We start from the raw sequence: 17748 nt of genomic DNA on the forward strand, positions 1-17748 counted from the left end.
GCGCGCACCATGGGAGATCAGAATGCGAAACTCAAGCCGCTCCAGTGTTGATCCGTTTATTGTGATGGATGTGATGGAGGCCGCCCGCAAGGCCGAAGAGGCCGGCCGCCACATCATCCATATGGAGGTCGGGCAGCCCTCGACCGGGGCACCCGCCGGGGCGCTGAGGGCGCTGGGGAATGCGCTGGAAAACAACGCCTTGGGGTACACCGTTGCGCTAGGCCTGCCGGAGCTGCGCAAGCGAATCGCGCAGCTCTACGGCGACTGGTACAACGTCGACCTGAACCCGGAGCGGGTGATTGTGACGCCGGGCTCCTCCGGCGCGTTTCTGCTCACCTTCACGGCGCTGTTCGACAGCGGCGACCGGGTGGGCATCGGTGCGCCGGGCTATCCGTCTTACCGGCAGATCCTGAAGGCGCTGGGGCTGACCCCGGTGGACATCCAGACCGCACCTGAAAACCGGCTGCAGCCGGTGGCGGCGGACCTCAAGGGGCAGGATCTGGCCGGGCTGATGGTGGCCTCGCCCGCCAACCCGACCGGCACCATGCTGGACCACACGGCGATGGGCGCGCTGATCGATGCCGCCCACGCGGAAGGCGCCAGCTTCATCTCCGACGAGATCTATCACGGGCTGGAGTATGAGGCGAAGGCGGTGACCGCGCTGGAGCTGACGGATGAATGCTACGTGATCAACTCCTTCTCCAAGTTCTTCTCGATGACCGGCTGGCGGGTGGGCTGGATGGTGGTGCCGGAGGACCATGTGCGGGTGGTGGAGCGGATTGCCCAGAACATGTTCATCTGCGCGCCGCACGCCAGCCAGGTGGCGGCGCTGGCCGCGCTCGATTGCGAGGACGAGCTGCGGGAGAACCTGGCCGTCTACGCAAGGAACCGCCAGCTGATGCTGGAGGGGCTGCCCAAGGCCGGTTTCACCAAAATCGCGCCGCCGGACGGGGCGTTCTATGTCTATGCGGATGTGTCGGATCTGACGGATGACAGCCGCAGCTTTGCCGCGGAAATCCTTGAGAAGGCTGGCGTTGCGGTGACGCCCGGTCTGGACTTCGACCCCGTCCGCGGCGCCACCACGCTGCGGTTCTCCTATGCCCGCTCCACTGCGGATATCGAGGAGGGGCTGGCGCGTCTGGCGCTCTACATGGCGTCCAGGGACTGAGCCGGGGATAACTGCAGAAGGCGGATTTCCTAATCCGCCGGAATTGCCTAGTCTGCCCGGCAACAGGCCAGAAAGGCCGGGCAAGAGGCGCGCATGGGCAGACTGTTTTCACTTTCCGCATTGATTTGGCTGCTGGCCGCAGCCGCTTGGGCGCAAGGCTTCAGCGGCCTGGCCCGCATTGACGCAGAGGCCAGCCGGGTGCGCGATGCCGGGCAGGGGGCGGAGATGACGCTGGGCCTCAGCCAGGGGGTGCCGTACCGGCTGTTTACCCTGGACGGCCCGCCGCGGCTGGTGCTGGATTTCCAGGAGGTCGACTGGACCGGGCTGACGGCGGACAAGCTGGTGCAGGGCGAACAGATCACCGCCGCGCAGTTCGGCACCTACGTGCCGGGCTGGTCGCGGCTGGTGCTTCAGCTGGCGCAGCCGATGAAGGTCTCATCGGCGGCGCTGCGCATCGATCAGGTGACCGCCGCTGCGCGTCTGACGGTGTCGCTGGAGCCCGCCACGGCAGAGGAGTTCGCCGCCAGCGCCGGCGCCCCGCAGGATCCGCGCTGGGATTTGCCCGCACCGCAGGAGATGCAGGGCAGGGCCGCGCGGGACGAAAACGCGCCGCTTCTGGTGATGCTGGATCCGGGCCATGGCGGGATTGATCCGGGGGCGGAGACAGAGGTTGTCATCGAAAAGCACCTGATGCTGCAGTTCGCCCGCGAACTGGGCGAGGCGCTGCTGCGGTCCGGCCAGTTCACCGTGATGATGACCCGCGACGATGACTATTTCGTTTCGCTGGAGCGCCGCATCGCAATGGCGCATCAGGCTGGCGCCGATGTGTTCATTTCGCTTCATGCGGACACGATCTCGGAGGGGCGCGCGCATGGCTCCACCGTCTACACGCTGTCCAGGGAGGCTTCCGATGCGGCCTCGGCCAAACTGGCGGAGCGGCATTTGCGCGGCGACCTGTTGTCCGGTACCGACCTCAGCCAGGCGGATGACAGGGTGACCGGCGTGATGCTGGACCTGGCCCGGCAGGAGACCCAGCCGCGCAGCGACGCGCTGGCGGCGGCGCTGATTGACGGGCTGCGCGCGCAAGGCAAGCCGATCAACAACCGTCCGCTGCGCTCTGCCGGGTTTTCGGTGCTGAAGTCGGCGGATATCCCCTCGGTGCTGGTGGAGATCGGTTTCCTGTCCAGCAAGCGCGACCTGAAAAACCTGGTGGATGCGGACTGGCGCGCCAAGGCGGCCCGCGGCATCCTGAACGGGCTGATCACCTGGCGCGCCCAGGATGACGCCCGGCGCGCGCTGGTGCGGAAGTAGCACGGCGCAGGATTCGCGCCGTTGCACCCGGGGCCGGGCTGCAGGGGGCACTTCGTTAGCCCGCTTTGGCTTCGGCCTTGGCCAGCGCCTTTTCGATCTCGCGCTCAAGCGCCTGCTTGTGCGGCGCCAGGATGTCGCCGGCGGCCTTGGCCATCAGCCCCTGCTTTTCCAGATTGGCGGCGATGCAGTCCATCAGCTGCCCCTCGGCCTTGCTTTTCTCCATGCAGGAGCTGACAATTTTCTCCAATTCGGTCATGTAGCTGGTCAACGCCTTGGCGATGGCCCGCCCGGTGAAGAATTTATGCGCCATCCGCAGGACGGTCTGCAGCGCGATCTCGGCACCGATCTTGCGCGGAATGGCGGTGAAGCGGCCCAGGATGATCTCGATTTCCTTGCCGCCCCAGCGCGCCGCCGTGCTCCACAGGTATTTGCTGAGCCAGCTGGAATTGACCATCCGGCTGGCCAGCCGCTCGCCGACGCCTTTCATGATCATCTGCCCCGCCTTGGCGCCCAGCCAGCCCGAAAAGCCGCCCGCCACAGCCGCAAAGGTGATGCGCTTGAAGGACCCGGCCACGCCGCCGGCCTTGACCCACTGGCCCTTGAGGATGACGCCGTTTGCGATCTCCTGAACCGTGTTCTTGCTGGCGGCAACAACGGCGCCCGCGGTGGCGGGGTTTACCCCGTTGGTGACCAGGATCAGCTGCACGATATCAGCGGCGCCGTCGCGCAGATCAACCGAGATTTCTTCGCAGATCTTGGCGCTTCGGCCCAGTTCCTTGGACAGCAGGTTCAGATCCAGCGCTGCCGCGTCGAGCAGGATCTTGGTCTGCTTCATCTGCTTGAACGACGCCAGCAGGCTTTTCTTGTTCTTGCCATAGGTCATGTCCACCAGCTTGCCGATGGCGGCGTCGGCCTTCTTCAGCGATTTCGCCGGGCGGTCGATATCGGCATTCGGGGTCACCATCTTCACGAAGAAGGTCCAGAAGCCCTTCTGCATCTCACGGTACTGGTCCTGGTAATTCCGCAGCGTGCTCATGAACGCCAGGGTTTCCGTGTGCAGGCGGCTCTGGATGGCGTCCACGGCGTCGCCCATGTCGTCCTCGGTGAACCAGTGGGTCTTGCCCCGCCATTTCACCTCATAGACCTTGCCCTTGGCCGGCAGCGGCCTGCCGCCCTGGGCCTTGGCAAACTGTTCGGCGACCTTCACCGGGGAGCTGTCCAGCATCTTGAAAGTCTTGGAGCCGGGTTCGACCAGACTTGTCACCTTGGTTTTCACCACCTGCTGCTGGAACTGGCCGATGGCGAGGATCGTCGGCTGGCCGACCTTGCCGTTGGTGGGCACCCGCTTGTAGCCGACGGTCGCCGCGTGTTCGTTGAGCATTTTCTGGACCAGAACAACGTCCTTGGGATCGTTCACCGCGGTCTTGCCGCCGCCGACCGGAGCACCGAGTTTGGCCATAGCTGTCTCCTCCACCTTATGGGCTGCCGGGTGAACCTGAAAAGGGCACGCGCCGCGGCCGGCGGGCGGGGGCGGGGAGGCAGGCCAAAGCGGCGGTTGGGTGCGCGTGCGTTCAGCCTGCCCGCCGCTTGCGCCGAACCGCGGCAAGCATTGGGAAAAGGGGCAGCCGCTGCTAGTATTACCGGGTCAGGATACATCACAGACGGCGCAAAACCAATTCTTGGGACGGCAGATTTCAAGACAGCACACTTTCGCCGCCGCATGCTTTGACCCCGGACACCGCCGCGCATATATAGGCGGCACCTCGCGAGAAAGGCCAAACCCCGTGCTCAGGTTCATACTCTCCTTCTTCGGCTCCATTTTCAGCACCATCACCCTTGGCGTGGCGATGGTGGCGCTGACCATCGGGGCGGTGTTCTGGATCTACGGGCGCGATCTGCCGAGCCATGAGTCGCTGGCCCAGTACCAGCCGCCGACCATCAGCCGGATTTATTCGGGCGAAGGCTATCTGATCGACGAGTTCGCCAAGGAACGCCGCCTGTTCACGCCGTCGCATGAGATCCCGGACCTGGTGAAACAGGCCTTCATCTCGGCCGAGGACAAGAATTTCTACAGCCATTCCGGTTATGATGCCCGCGGTATCGCCGCTGCAGCGATTGAGGCAGTGCAGTCGCGCGGGGAGAATGTGCGCGGCGCCTCGACCATCACCCAGCAGGTGATGAAGAACTTCCTGCTGTCCGGCGACCGCCGGGCCGAGCGCAAGATCAAGGAAATCATCCTCGCCACCCGGCTGGAGGAAACGCTCGACAAGGAACGGATCCTGGAGCTGTACCTGAACGAAATCTTTCTGGGCCAGAACTCCTATGGCGTGACCGCCGCCGCGCAGACCTATTTCAACAAAACGCTGAGCGACCTGGCCCCGCATGAGGCCGCCACCCTTGCCGCGATGCCCAAGGCGCCGTCGGATTACCATCCGGTGCGCCAGAAGGACCGGCTGCTGGCGCGGCGCGATTACGTGCTGCGGGAAATGCGCGAGAACGGATATATCTCCGCCGATGTCTATGAAGTGGAGGTCGCGCAGCCGCTGCGCTCGGTGCAGAACGGCGATTTCGAGGCGTTCCGCACCGCACTGCCGCCGCGGGATTATTTCACCGACGAAATCCGCCGCCAGCTGACCCAGAATTTCGGCGAGGGCGAATTCTTCACCGGCGGCTTTACCGTGCGCGCCACCCTTGACCATGAGATGCAGGCCGAAGCGGCGCTGGCGCTGCGCGGCGGGCTGGAAGAATACGACCGCTCCCGCGGGAAATGGCGCGGCACTGGTGTGAAGCTGGAGGAAGCCCAGCTGGCGGATGAGACCACCTGGCGCGCTGCGCTGGCAGAGGCCGATGTTCCGCGCGATATCGTGCTGGGCGGCAGATGGTATCCGGCGGTGGTGCTGGAGGTCGGCAGCGAGTCGCTGACCGTGGGGGTCGAGCACAGCAAGGGCACCGGCTCGGTGCCGCGCGCCGACATCAAGTGGATGAAGGGCAGCTTTGCCGAAAACTTCACCCGCGGTGACATAGTGCTGGTGCGGGCCGAGAAGAAGGACGGCGAGTTCAGCCATTGGTCGCTGCGGCAGGTGCCCGAAGTGCAGGGCGGCTTTGTCGCTATGGATGTGAACTCGGGCCGGGTTCTGGCGATGCAGGGCGGATTCTCCTACCAGCATTCGGTGTTCAACCGCGCCACCCAGGCGCTGCGCCAGCCGGGTTCCAGCTTCAAACCCTTTGTCTACGCAGCAGCGCTGGACAGCGGTTACAGCCCGGCGACGATCGTGGTCGACGCCCCGATCGAGATCAACACGCCGCAGGGCCTGTGGCGGCCCAAGAACTCATCCAACAAGTTCTACGGGCCCACGCCGCTGCGGACCGGCATTGAAATGAGCCGGAACCTGATGACCATCCGCCTGGCGCAAGAGGTCGGGATGCCGGTGGTTGCGGGCTATGCCGAACGTTTCGGCGTCTATGACAACATGGGCGCGTTCCTGGCCAACTCGCTGGGGGCAGAGGAGACCACGCTTTACAAGATGGTCGCGGCCTATGCGATGTTCGCCAATGGCGGCGAGCGGGTGCAGCCGACGCTGGTGGACCGTGTGCAGGACCGCTTCGGGCGCACCATCTACCGCCATGACGACCGGGATTGCGTGGATTGCGCGGACCCGTCGCTGGCCCCCGGGCAGGCGCCGCGCATCGTCACTGACCGCGAGCGGGTGATGGATCCTGTCACCGCCTATCAGCTGACCTCAATGATGAAGGGTGTGGTCGACCGCGGCACCGCCTCCAGCGTGATCAACCTGCCGGTGCCCACCGCGGGCAAGACCGGCACCACTAACGATTCGCGCGATGTGTGGTTCGTCGGCTTCACCTCGAACATCGTGGCGGGCTGCTACATGGGCTTTGATCAGCCCCGCCCGATGGGCCGCGGCGCCTATGGCGGCACCATGTGCGGCCCGGTGTTCCAAAAGTTCATGACCAAGGCGGTGGAGAAATTCGGCGGCGGCCCGTTTGAGGTGCCGGAAGGCGGCCATTTCATCAAGATCGACCGCTATACCGGCGCGCGGCTGCCGGATGATGCCTCCGGCCCGTATGTGGTGGCGGAATATTTCCGCGACGGCGCCGAGCCGATCTTCGGCCTGACCTATGACGGCGGCTTTGCGATGGGGTCGAACCTGCCGCTGGTCGAGGAGGTTCAGCAGTCCGGCCGCAAGGTCACGACCTCCAGCGGCGGCACTGCGGTACTGGGGCCCAAGGCGACCTTCGGCACGGTCAGCTCCGGCGGGCTGTACTAGGCTCCCAGCAGCACAGCCTCATGGCGCGTCAGGCACTGGCGCGCCGTGGCGCCATAGGTGCCGGCGCACCAGCGCAAATCCGGCATGATCCGGAACAGCTCCTCCCGCACTGGGTCGTCCAGGGCCGATATTGCCTGGCCGCCGGGGTGGAAGCTTTCGGACGGTGCGCCTTCGGCATAGATGATTTCATGCCGGTCAAACAGCAGATGCACATAGATCGCGATGCCGCCGGGCTGCTGGCGGATGCTGCTGCCGTTGACCAGATGCAGGGCGGACACCAGCACCTCCTGCGCGCCGCAGAGCAGGGTGGCGGCTTGCCCTGAGTAAAGCATCCGGTGCTGCGGGGAAACCAGCAGGTCGCGTTCCGCCCCGAACAGGCCCGCCGGAATGCGCACCGGGGCCAGATTTCCTGTGGCAGGCACTGCCGACTGGCTGATCCAGCGCACCGGCTGCATTCCGTTGTCCCGCGTGATCACCTCATCGCCGGGCTGCAGGGTTTCGATGGCGCGAAGGCCCGCGGGGGTGGCAATACGGGTGCCCGCGGTGAAGCAGATGATCTGTTCAATGCCGGAAAAGCTGACCACGCTGCCATCCAGAAGCGTCGCCGTGCCGGTCAGGCTGCCGCCGGTGTTGTCCGTGATGTTCAGCGTGCCCTTGTCGAGCTGCCCGTTGAAATCCAGCGTGTCGCCGGTTGTCTGCCCGTCGCCGCCGCCCGTGATGGTGATATTGTTGCTGCCGCTGTCGCCGGTGTCGACGATGGTGAAATAGTCGTCGCCGCTGCCGCCGGTAGCGGAATCGCCTTCGCCCACGAAGAGGCTGTCGTTTCCGGCACCGCCCTCCAGCGTGTCGGCGCCGCTGCCGCCCGCCAGTGTGTCATCGCCGCCCTGGCCATAGATCACATCGTCCCCGGCGCCGCCGGAAATGCTGTCGTTGCCGTCCGCGGGCGTTTCCGGCGGCACCGTAAAGGTGATGTTCGAGACCGTGTAATCCGAGCCGTCGGTGCCGTCGGTCTGCAGGTTGGCAGAGAGCACCAGCCGGTCGAACTCGCCATAGCTGCTGATGTTGACCGTGCCGGCGCCGGTGCCGGGGGTATTCTCGGTAAAGTCGCCCTCGGCTACCAGAACCCCGTCCTTGTAGATCGCCCAATGGCCTTCCTCGCCGAACCCGTCAGTATACAGATGCTTGTAGGAAAAACTGGCCTCGGTGGTGTTCTGGTCGAAATCTACGATCAGTTCCTCGGAAATGCCTGAAGCCTTGTCATACCCGATCTGGGCGTCAACACTGCTGTCTGAATCCGAAATCGCCCCGGCCACACCAAAGGCGCCGTCGTAATAGTCAATGTTGGCGGCACTTGCGTTGCCGGCCAGGTCCTTGGCGGTGACGGTGAATCCGCTGCTGGTATCGGTGACGTTTGAATCGTCGATGTTCTGCTGCGAGTAGCCCAGCCCCGCCTCGGTGCTGCTGTCGCCATAGATCGTGTCGCCGCCGCTGCCGCCCTCAAGGCTGTCGCCGCCCGCGCCGCCCAGCACCAGGTCGTTGTCCGCGCCGGCGTTCACGGTGTCGTCGCCCGCGCCGGCCTCCACCGTGTCCTGATTGCCCGAGACGCCGCCGCCGCTGCCGTTGTCGATCTGGTCGCCATCGCTGTCGGTGTAGCTGCTGCCGATCGTGTCGGCGCCGCTGGTGCCCTCGACCGGGCCATCCATGTCGGTGTAGGCGGGCGGGGTGTCTGCGCTGGCCGAACCGAAGCTGTCGGGCGGGCCGTAGTCCGGCACAAAATAGACATTTCCGTCTGTGCCCAGGTAATAGACGCCCGGTTCAATCTCGTCAGTGTAGGGCGTGCCGCCATGCGAGCCGGTCCAGCTCCAGTTGCCGGCGCCCAGGTTCTGATCCGTGGTGAAGGCGGCGTAAGTTGCGGTAATCGTGTCGCCGTGGTCGAGCGATCCGTCTCCAAGCTGGACAAGATAACCGCTAGGCATGATCCAGGTCCCCGGTACAGTGGCGGTCGCCCGCCGGTAAACAATACGGGAACAAGACTTAACCGCACGGCGTTAAAGCCGCGTTTTTGCAACCCGGAATCTGCGCAGCATTTTAGGATGTTTTTCTGCAGCACCTTCGGCAGCGGCGCGCGGCGTGGCGGCTTGCGAGCGGCGCAAGGGTGGTTTATCACGCAGGCCTGACCTGAGATTGCCCGGATATTGCAAGGACACCCCATGCGCGCGGAAACCCAGAACATCGTGGCGGAGATCGAGAAGTCGCTGGAGCTGCTGGCCCAGCGGATGAATTGGGAAACCGCCGAATACCGCCTGGAGGAATTCAATGCCCGGGTTGAGGATCCGAACCTGTGGGACGACCCGGAGGCGGCGCAGAAACTGATGCGCGAGCGCCAGGCGCTGGTGGATTCCATCAATACTTACAAGGGCATCAAGCAGGATCTGTCTGACAATATCGAGCTCATCGAGCTGGGCGAGATGGAAGAGGACGCCGAGGTCGTCAAGGACGCCGAGGAGTCGCTGAAGGCGCTGAAGGAAAAGGCTGCCGAGAAGGAACTGGAAGCACTCCTCGATGGCGAGGCCGATGCCAACGATACCTTCCTGGAAATCAACGCGGGCGCCGGCGGCACCGAAAGCTGCGACTGGGCTTCGATGCTGGCGCGGATGTATGTCCGCTGGGCGGAGAAGAAGGGCTACAAGGTCGAGCTGCAGTCCGAGAGCGCAGGCGACGAAGCGGGCATCAAATCCGCCGCCTACAAGATTTCCGGCCACAACGCCTATGGCTGGCTGAAATCCGAAAGCGGTGTGCACCGGCTGGTGCGGATATCGCCCTATGACTCGGCGGCCAAGCGGCACACCTCCTTCAGCTCTGTCTGGGTCTACCCGGTGGTTGACGACAACATCGAGATCGAGGTGAACCCGTCCGACATCCGCGTCGACACCTACCGCTCCTCCGGCGCGGGCGGCCAGCACGTGAACACCACCGACTCGGCGGTGCGGATCACCCACATTCCGACCGGCATTGTTGTGACCTCATCCGAGAAATCGCAGCACCAGAACCGCGACATCGCCATGAAGGCGCTGAAATCGCGCCTGTATCAGCAGGAGCTGGACCGCCGCCACGCCGAGATCAACGCCGCCCACGAGGCCAAGGGCGATGCCGGCTGGGGCAACCAGATCCGCTCCTACGTGCTGCAGCCCTACCAGATGGTGAAGGACCTGCGCACCCAGTATGAGACGTCTGACACCAAGGGCGTGCTGGACGGCGATCTGGACGGGTTCATGGCGGCGACGCTGGCCATGAATGTCTCCGGCAAGAGCCGCTCAGAGGCACAGGGCGAGGATTGATCCCCGCCGCCGGTTTTGTCTGGCGGCAGCGGCACACTGCCTCTGCTGAGTGAATTGCAAGCTCCGGCCGCACCAGCCGGAGCTTATTTCTTTGGCGCCGCTGCGGGCAAGCTATCGAAATAGCCACCTTGCCGATAGCGCCCGAACGCCCTTTGCTGGAACTTGCCAAGGCTGGTTTTCGCGGCTGGGGAGGGGTGTCATGGCACGGGTCAATCTGAATATTCTGTTTGACGGTGAAACACCCATTCCCCGACTTGATGGCCAGAACAGCGTTGCATGGTCCGACCGCTTTCTAAACACCTACGGTGTCTTCGAAAGCAACGCGGACAACAGGCTGGTGGCAGATGTCGGCCTCACCGGGCAGGACTGGACGGCCAAGATCGTCCGGTTCGGCGGCGCTGCGGAAAACAACCTGACCAGGATCACCGATCTGGACGGCGGAACCGGCCGCCGGATCGACTATCTGGAGCTGGGCTACAACTCCAGCGTGGTTCTGGACAGCACCCGCGCGCGGCAGATCAACGGCTGGGACGGGAAAAAGCATGAGGTCACGCTGGGAGAAAACCAGCAGGACAGCACGTTTTCCATCCATCTGTTTGCCGAAGAAAACTTTGTCACCACCGGCAGCGCGTTTGTGTTCAACATTGAAACCGGCCTTGGCGCCAGCGACGGGGACAGGGCCAAGGGGGATGTGATCACCATCGGCAGCGGCGGCGCGGGCACCGTGCGCACCAGCGCCGGCGATGACAAGGTTGTGGTCCGCAAGGGGTTTGCGGAATTTGTCAGCACGTCCGGCGGAGATGACGTTGTGGTGGTTGGCGATAGCGGCGCTGGTGTTGTCCGCACAGGCGACGGCAGCGATACTGTCCGCACCGGGAGTGCGTTTGTCGAGCTGATCTCCACCGGCAATGGCAACGACACCGCAGAGGTCGGGGCCGGCGGTGCCGCTTCGGTCCGGCTGGGCAGCGGGCGGGATACCGTGAGGCTTTCGGAAACCGATCCTGGCACCGGGGTGCAGATCAGCGGCGGCGGCGGCAGAGACACGGTGGATTTCTCGGCGTTTTCAAGCGGGGTGGTGTTCTCGCTCAACCTGAACGGGGCGTGGCAGAACCCCGGCGCGCCGGGCGGCAGGCTGGACGCAGAGGGCACCGGGTTTGTGCAAGCCACCTCAATCGAGAACGTGACCGGCAGCGCCAAGGGCGACCGGCTGACGGGGGACGGCGGCGCGAACCTGCTTGCGGGGAAGGGCGGCAGCGACCGCCTGGCTGGGCTGGCCGGTTCGGACACGCTGATTGGCGGCGGCGGCAACGACAGGCTGGCCGGCGGCGGCGGCAAGGACACGCTCAAGGGCGGCGGCGGTGATGACACGCTGACCGGCGGCAAGGGGGATGACACCTTTGTCTTTACGCGCGGCGACGATCTGGTCCGGGACTTCGAAGAGGGAGCCGACATCCTGCAGATTTGCGGCCACAGCGGCGGTTTCGCCAGCCTCGGCATCACTGACGACGCCGGCAGCCGCCTGATCACCTATGACGGCGGAACCGTCCGCCTGGACGGCGATGCCGGGCTTGCTCTGACCGCGGACGACTTTGTCTTCGTGTAACCCCAGGCCGCTTGGCGCAAACCAGCAGGGACGGGCGTGACAGCCCGTCATTTTCTTGGGGCAGGCGCTGCGGGCCGCCGGGCGGCGGTGCCCGCGCAAGTATTTGAAATATGTATTTGAAAGGTATTTTTTGATGCCGGGTTCGCGGCTAGGCTGGCGCAAACAGGCATTTGAGAGGACATACCGCGATGACCACAGAAAAGCCCTTTGGGGTGCCGCAGCTGCGGCCTGCTGCCATGCCCATGCTGTTCGAGGCGCTGCGCCGCGGCTGGGCCGACTTCCGGGCCAAGCCACTGTACGGGCTGTTCTTTGCGGGGTTTTACGTTCTGGCTGGCTGGGCCATGGCCTGGGTCACCGTACAAACCGGCACCACCTACTGGCTGGTTCTGGCCGCCATCGGCTTTCCGCTGATCGGCCCGTTTGCGGCAGTGGGGCTTTACGAGGTGTCGCACCGGCTGGAACAGGGGCAGCCGATTGCCTTTGGCGGCATCCTTGGGGTGGTGCTGCAGCAAAGCCGCCGCCAGCTGCCCTCGATCTGCGCCATCATCATTGTGGTGTTTCTGTTCTGGTTTTTCCTCGGCCACATGATTTTTGCCCTGTTTATGGGGCATGCGACGATGACCAATGTCTCCAGCTCTGCCGAGGTGTTCCTGACCGCCAACGGGCTGACCATGCTGGCGGTGGGCACCGTGGTTGGCGCGCTGTTTGCGCTGCTGCTCTATATGATCACGGTGATATCGCTGCCGCTGCTGCTGGACCGGGAGGTGGATTTCGTCACCGCGATGATCACCAGCTTCCAGTATGTGCAGCAGAACTTTCTGGTGATGATGGTCTGGGCCGGGCTGATTGCCGCCGCCACGTTCGCCGCGCTGCTGCCGTGGTTCCTGGGATTGTTCCTGGTGCTGCCGCTGCTGGGCCACGCCACCTGGCACATTTACCGCCAGGCCGCCGCGCAATAGCGTCAGCGGAAGGGCTGGCCGGCGTGCAGCAGGCGGCGGTGGAAGGGCAGCAGGTCCGCTGCATCGGCAAAGCCTGCACTGCGCGCGGCGGCCAGCACCTGTCCGGTATCACGGCCCAGGTGTTCATAAACCATCCGGGTCACCCGCTCGCCGGTCTGGGTCTCGCGCACGGTGCGGGCCACGTAGCCGGACCAGAAATTGTTCTCCAGAGAGGCTTCGCGGGCCAGGTAGTTGAAGGAATAGGTCATCGCCCTGCGCCGCGCGATGACAAAGGCAACGCCGTCCTCGTGGCCGCTGACATAGCCGCGGAATTCGCGCACCGCCGGGGTGGCCGGAAGCCCCTGGCTGTACATCGCCTCCTTGGCTTCAAAGCCCTTGATGTAGGTCACGCCCGCGTCCCGGAAGACATAGGTCAGGCCGATCACGAATTTATCGTCATTGATGAAGCTGCGGCGGGTAAAACGGTAAAACCCGGACGGGAAAAACTCCTGGCTCAGCTGCTGCACGCCCCGGCCCAGGAAATCCGCCAGAAATGCGCCGTTTATCACCTGACCGGCTTTGGACAGTTTTTCCACCGGGTCCAGGAGAATACGCGCATCAACATCGAAAAAGCGGCAGATACGGTCCAGCACATCCGGGCGCGGAAAGCTTTCGCCGGACAGGTATCGGTTGAATTGGGTGCGGTTGATCCCAAGCTGGCGGGACAGTTCGGAAACCGACGGATATTGCCGCGACAATTGACGCAGATTGGCGCCGAACATGTTCCTTAAATCAGCTGGGGAGCGGTTCTGACTGGTCATCTTGGGCCCTGATGGTTCGAATTTTCGCGATGCAATTGCGGCGCTTCCAGACTGATTGTGCAAGACTCTTGCGGTGAGCTGCGAGCGGCCGCTGCCGTTCTGCGTCAACACTGGTGCTATTCCACGTCAGGAGGCATGTCAAGCCGACACAAAATGCAATAGCCTAGTGCGTATTTTACCATGTTGGCGTCACCCCAATTGTTTCAAAATCGGTGGGCGGCAATGCGAGGGCTGGTATGATTGGAGTCGTTTTGTGGCGGGATGAAACCCTGACTAAAGCCGTAATCTGGTGTGAAGATCAGGGGGATCTCGCTTTTTATACAAAAGACGCTGGGGCGGAGTTTCAGGAATTCAATCCAGGCGACTGGGTCGAATTTGAGCTGGCCATCAGCGGAAATGTCAGGATTGCCGGAAATCTTTCGGTCCTGATCGAACAGGGCAGCCCCGATTTGGCGGACAGGCTGTCAGCAGAGGCCTGCGGGCGGGATTGCGGCGCAGAAGACCAGACGCGGGGCGCCGTGGTTCCCTTTCCGGTGCAATCCGCAAAAAAGCGGAGCGTTTCCGCACCGCTTCAGGCCAGCCGGACCTGAGCGCCGGCCTGTTTCCAGGCCGGCAGCAATATTAGTTTCCGCGCAGCAGCGCGGCGACACCGGTGCGGGCAATCTCAGCCAGGCCAAGCGGCCGCATCAGTTCGGCAAAGGCGTCGATTTTGTCCGGCGCGCCGGTGATTTCAAAAACGAAACTGTTCAGCGTGCTGTCGACAACATTGGCGCGGAAGATATCCGCCAGCCGCAGCGCCTCGACCCGCTTGTCGCCTTCGCCCGCCACCTTCAGGATCGCCAGTTCCCGCTCCACCGCGACGCCTTCGACCGTCAGGTCGTGCACATCGCGGACTGAAACGATGCGGCCAAGCTGCGCCTTGATCTGCTCAATCACCTGCGGGGTGCCGGTGGTGACGATGGTGATCCGCGACAGATGGCCGGTGTGGTCCACTTCGGCCACGGTCAGGCTTTCGATGTTGTAGCCGCGGCCCGAGAACAGGCCGATGACACGGGCCAGAACCCCGGGTTCGTTTTCCACCAGAACTGCAATGGTGTGGCGTTCCTGCACGTCCGAAAATGTCGGGCGCAGATTGTAGGCGGAATGGCGGGTGGAGCCTTTTTTGATATGCAGGGCAGACATTCGTGGTCGTCCTCTCGTATGTCGCTGCCAGGAAGTTCGAATTTCCTGGCGAATTTCTTCGAAGAAATTTGCGGCGCTGCCGCGGTTACACCAGCACCGCGCCGCCGGCCTGGATGACGCCCTGGGTCTCTGCTTCGCCCAGCAGCATCTCGTTATGCGCCTTGCCCGAGGGGATCATCGGGAAGCAGTTCTCGTGCTTCTCGACCAGGCAGTCGAAGATCACCGGTCCGTCGTAGTCGATCATTTCCATGATCGCATCATCCAGATCGGCGGGATCGCTGATGCAGATGCCCTTGCAGCCGAAGGCCTCCGCGAGCTTCACGAAATCGGGCAGCGCCTCGGACCAGCTGTGGCTGTAGCGTTCGCCGTGCAGCAGTTCCTGCCACTGGCGCACCATGCCCAGCCGTTCGTTGTTGAGGATGAACTGCTTCACCGGCAGGCGGAACTGCACCGCGGTGCCCATTTCCTGCATGTTCATCAGCCACGAAGCCTCGCCCGCGACGTTGATCACCAGCGCGTCGGGATGCGCCATCTGCGCACCGATCGAGGCCGGGAAGCCATAGCCCATGGTGCCAAGGCCGCCGGATGTCATCCAGCGGTTCGGATCCTCAAAGCCCAGATACTGGGCCGCCCACATCTGGTGCTGGCCGACCTCGGTGGTGACATAGCGGTCGCGGCCCTTGGTCAGCGCCTCCAGGCGCTGCAGCGCGTATTGCGGCTTGATGGTCTTTTCCGAGTTCTTGAACGACAGGCAGTTCACCGCGCGCCATTCGTCGATCTGCTTGTGCCATTTGGCCAGCGCCTCGCGGTTCACCTTGCGGCCGCGCGATTTCCAGACCTTCAGGATGTCCTCCAGCACATGAGCGACGTCGCCGACGATCGGGATATCGACCCGGATCACCTTGTTGATCGAGGAGGGGTCGATGTCGATATGCGCCTTCTTCGACTTGGGGCTGAAGGCGTCGATGCGGCCGGTGATCCGGTCATCGAACCGGGCGCCGATGTTGATCATCAGGTCGCAGCCGTGCATCGCCATGTTGGCCTCATACAGCCCGTGCATACCCAGCATGCCCAGCCAGTTCTTGCCTGACGCAGGGTAGGCGCCCAGGCCCATCAGGGTCGAGGTGATCGGAATGCCAGTGCCGTCCACCAGCTCGCGCAGCAGCTGGCTGGCGGCGGTGCCGGAGTTGATGACTCCGCCGCCGGTATAGAACACCGGGCGCTTGGCCTTTTCGATGGCCTCGACCAGCTCGGTGATCTCCGCCATGTCGCCCTTCACTTGCGGCTGGTAATGCGAGGCCGAGGGTTTCGGGCCGTGATATTTGCCATTGGCGAATTGAACGTCCTTGGGAATGTCGACCAGAACCGGGCCGGGGCGGCCGGACTTGGCGACGTGGAAGGCCTCATGCAGGGTGCGGGCCAGCGCGTCGGTGTCCTTGACCAGCCAGTTGTGCTTGGTGCAGGGGCGGGTGATGCCGACGGTGTCAGCCTCCTGGAAGGCGTCGGAGCCGATCATGAAGGTCGGCACCTGGCCGGTCAGCACGACAATCGGGATCGAGTCCAAAAGCGCGTCAGTCAGTCCGGTCACCGCATTGGTGGCACCGGGGCCGGAAGTCACCAGAACCACGCCGGGTTTGCCGGTGGAGCGGGCATAGCCTTCTGCCGCGTGGACCGCGCCCTGTTCGTGACGGACCAGAACGTGGCGGATGTCATTTTGCAGAAAGATCTCGTCATAGATCGGCAGCACGGCGCCGCCAGGGTATCCGAAGACCACGTCCACCCCCTGATCCTTCAGGGCCTGAACAACCATTTTCGCGCCGGTCATCTCACGTGTCATCTGCTTTTTGCTCCAATTGGCGGCATCGTCATTACGCATAAAAAAAGCCCCCGATTTCAAGTCGGAGGCGCATGGGTTCGATTATGGTCAACCGTCACCGGCCCATGCGCATGGTTCCTACGATTACGACTAGGGTGGTCACGTCCACAGGCTCCTCATTGCGTTGCAGCGGACATTATGGGCGCCGGACAGGGGCGTCAACCGGCAAACGTGTCAAAAATAGCGCTCCCGGAGACATTTTCTTGCTTGTGCCCCGGGGTGTGGCGAAATTTCCGCGAAAGCGGTGGCCCTCTCGGGCGGGAAATCGTTCAAATCCGGCACGCCCATGTCCCGTTTGTGCCAGATCGGTGCTCCCGCAGCAGGCAAGCTCAGCTTCAGCAAAGGATGGAAGGGAAGGAAGCGGCCATGGTTCAACTCTCCGATCTGGTGGATCTCGGGCGCTATCCCATCGACCGGCCCGGCTCCAGCGCCTGCGCCCGGCTGATTGCGGATCTGCAGCGCGATCTTGCCGCGGACGGCTGTGCGGTGCTGCCCGGATTTGTGCATCAGGACGGCGTTGCCAGGCTGGTGGCGGAGGCCGACGCGGTGGCAGGCCAGGGGCACACGTCCTTCAGCCGTACCAATGCCTATTTCTCCCAGGACGACAGCACCCTGCCGGAAACCCATCCGGTGCGGCAGTTTTTCGGCCGCTCCAACGCCTTTATCCCGGCGGACAACTTTGGCCCGGACAGCCCGCTGCGCTCGATCTACGAGCACCCCGGATTCATGCCGTTTGTGCGCAAGGCGCTGGGAGAGCCGGAGGACCGGTTCTTCCGCTATGACGATCCGCTGGCCGATGTGATCATCAACATGGTCGAGGCGGGGCAGGGCTTCCCGTGGCATTTCGATACCAACAACTACACCGTGACGCTGGCGATCCAGAACGGCGAGAGCGGCGGCGCGTTCGAATACGTGCCGATGCTGCGCACCCCGGCGGATGAGAATTTCGATGGCGTTGCGCGGGTGCTGGCGGGCGGCTCGCCGCTGGTGCGCAGGCTGGTGCTGCGGCCCGGCGACCTGCAGATCTTCCGGGGCCGCTATTCGCTGCACCGGGTGGCCCCGGTCGAGGGGTCGCGCAGGCGCTATGTCGGGATCTTCTCCTTTGTCGAGCAGGAGGGCATGTGCGGCGGGGTAGAGCGCACCCGGCAGCTTTATGGCAGGGTCCTGCCGCGCCATTACGAGAGAGAGGGGCTGCGTGCCGACGCGCTGCGGGATTGACGGGCCT

At 63.8% G+C, this 17748-nt stretch carries 13 protein-coding genes; 8 read left to right on the top strand and 5 right to left on the bottom strand.

Annotation, left to right across the window (positions count from 1 at the left end):
- Positions 1–22 precede the first annotated feature (22 nt).
- A complete protein-coding gene (locus tag DAEP_RS0103385; RefSeq protein ID WP_027243678.1) occupies positions 23–1168 on the top strand; it encodes a pyridoxal phosphate-dependent aminotransferase in 1146 nt (381 codons plus the stop codon).
- A gap of 93 nt (positions 1169–1261) precedes the next feature.
- The gene (locus DAEP_RS0103390; RefSeq protein ID WP_027243679.1) at positions 1262–2479 is read left to right on the top strand and encodes an N-acetylmuramoyl-L-alanine amidase; all 1218 of its coding nucleotides are present in this window, start codon (positions 1262–1264) and stop codon (positions 2477–2479) included.
- A 55-nt stretch (positions 2480–2534) separates the two neighbouring features.
- On the opposite strand, the gene DAEP_RS0103395 is transcribed toward DAEP_RS0103390, so the two are convergent.
- Complete coding sequence (locus DAEP_RS0103395; protein WP_027243680.1) at positions 2535–3938, bottom strand: nucleotidyl cyclase domain-containing protein; 1404 nt, start codon at positions 3936–3938, stop codon at positions 2535–2537.
- Positions 3939–4263: 325 nt separating this feature from the next.
- On the opposite strand from DAEP_RS0103395, the gene DAEP_RS0103400 reads away from it, so the two are divergent.
- Complete coding sequence (locus DAEP_RS0103400; protein ID WP_027243681.1) at positions 4264–6765, top strand: penicillin-binding protein 1A; 2502 nt, start codon at positions 4264–4266, stop codon at positions 6763–6765.
- Here DAEP_RS0103400 and DAEP_RS0103405 read toward each other — a convergent pair.
- Positions 6762–8741, bottom strand: a complete 1980-nt coding sequence (locus tag DAEP_RS0103405; protein ID WP_027243682.1) for a Hint domain-containing protein — start codon at positions 8739–8741, stop codon at positions 6762–6764. The genes DAEP_RS0103400 and DAEP_RS0103405 overlap by 4 nt on opposite strands.
- 234 nt (positions 8742–8975) lie before the next feature.
- Here DAEP_RS0103405 and prfB point away from each other — a divergent pair, with 234 nt between their 5' ends.
- From prfB to DAEP_RS0103420, 3 genes are all read left to right on the top strand, one after another.
- Positions 8976–10103 carry a peptide chain release factor 2 gene (gene prfB / locus DAEP_RS0103410; RefSeq protein WP_027243683.1) on the top strand — a complete coding sequence of 376 codons (1128 nt, stop codon included), beginning with the start codon at positions 8976–8978 and terminating at the stop codon, positions 10101–10103.
- Positions 10104–10302: 199 nt separating this feature from the next.
- Entirely contained in the window at positions 10303–11706 is a 1404-nt protein-coding gene (locus DAEP_RS23265; RefSeq protein ID WP_027243684.1) for a calcium-binding protein, read from the top strand.
- 188 nt (positions 11707–11894) lie between these two features.
- The gene (locus DAEP_RS0103420) at positions 11895–12665 is read left to right on the top strand and encodes a DUF2189 domain-containing protein (protein ID WP_027243685.1); all 771 of its coding nucleotides are present in this window, start codon (positions 11895–11897) and stop codon (positions 12663–12665) included.
- 2 nt (positions 12666–12667) lie between these two features.
- Here DAEP_RS0103420 and DAEP_RS0103425 read toward each other — a convergent pair whose 3' ends face one another.
- Positions 12668–13426, bottom strand: coding sequence for a helix-turn-helix domain-containing protein (locus DAEP_RS0103425; protein WP_008556198.1), 759 nt, complete (start codon positions 13424–13426; stop codon positions 12668–12670).
- 275 nt (positions 13427–13701) lie between these two features.
- Between DAEP_RS0103425 and DAEP_RS0103430 the strand changes: the two genes are divergently transcribed.
- A complete protein-coding gene (locus tag DAEP_RS0103430) occupies positions 13702–14055 on the top strand; it encodes a hypothetical protein (protein ID WP_027243686.1) in 354 nt (117 codons plus the stop codon).
- A gap of 31 nt (positions 14056–14086) precedes the next feature.
- Here the strand turns inward: DAEP_RS0103430 and ilvN are convergent, their stop codons facing one another.
- Both ilvN and DAEP_RS0103440 read right to left on the bottom strand, forming a co-directional pair.
- The gene (ilvN, locus tag DAEP_RS0103435; RefSeq protein WP_008556411.1) at positions 14087–14647 is read right to left on the bottom strand and encodes an acetolactate synthase small subunit; all 561 of its coding nucleotides are present in this window, start codon (positions 14645–14647) and stop codon (positions 14087–14089) included.
- An 85-nt stretch (positions 14648–14732) separates the two neighbouring features.
- Entirely contained in the window at positions 14733–16484 is a 1752-nt protein-coding gene (locus DAEP_RS0103440) for an acetolactate synthase 3 large subunit (RefSeq protein WP_027243687.1), read from the bottom strand.
- A 405-nt stretch (positions 16485–16889) separates the two neighbouring features.
- Between DAEP_RS0103440 and DAEP_RS0103445 the strand changes: the two genes are divergently transcribed.
- Positions 16890–17741: a HalD/BesD family halogenase gene (locus DAEP_RS0103445; RefSeq protein ID WP_008555974.1), complete on the top strand. Its 852-nt coding sequence runs from the start codon at positions 16890–16892 to the stop codon at positions 17739–17741.
- Positions 17742–17748 lie beyond the last annotated feature (7 nt).

It is taken from the genome of Leisingera daeponensis DSM 23529 (assembly GCF_000473145.1).
GTDB classification, from domain to species: Bacteria; Pseudomonadota; Alphaproteobacteria; order Rhodobacterales; family Rhodobacteraceae; genus Leisingera; species Leisingera daeponensis.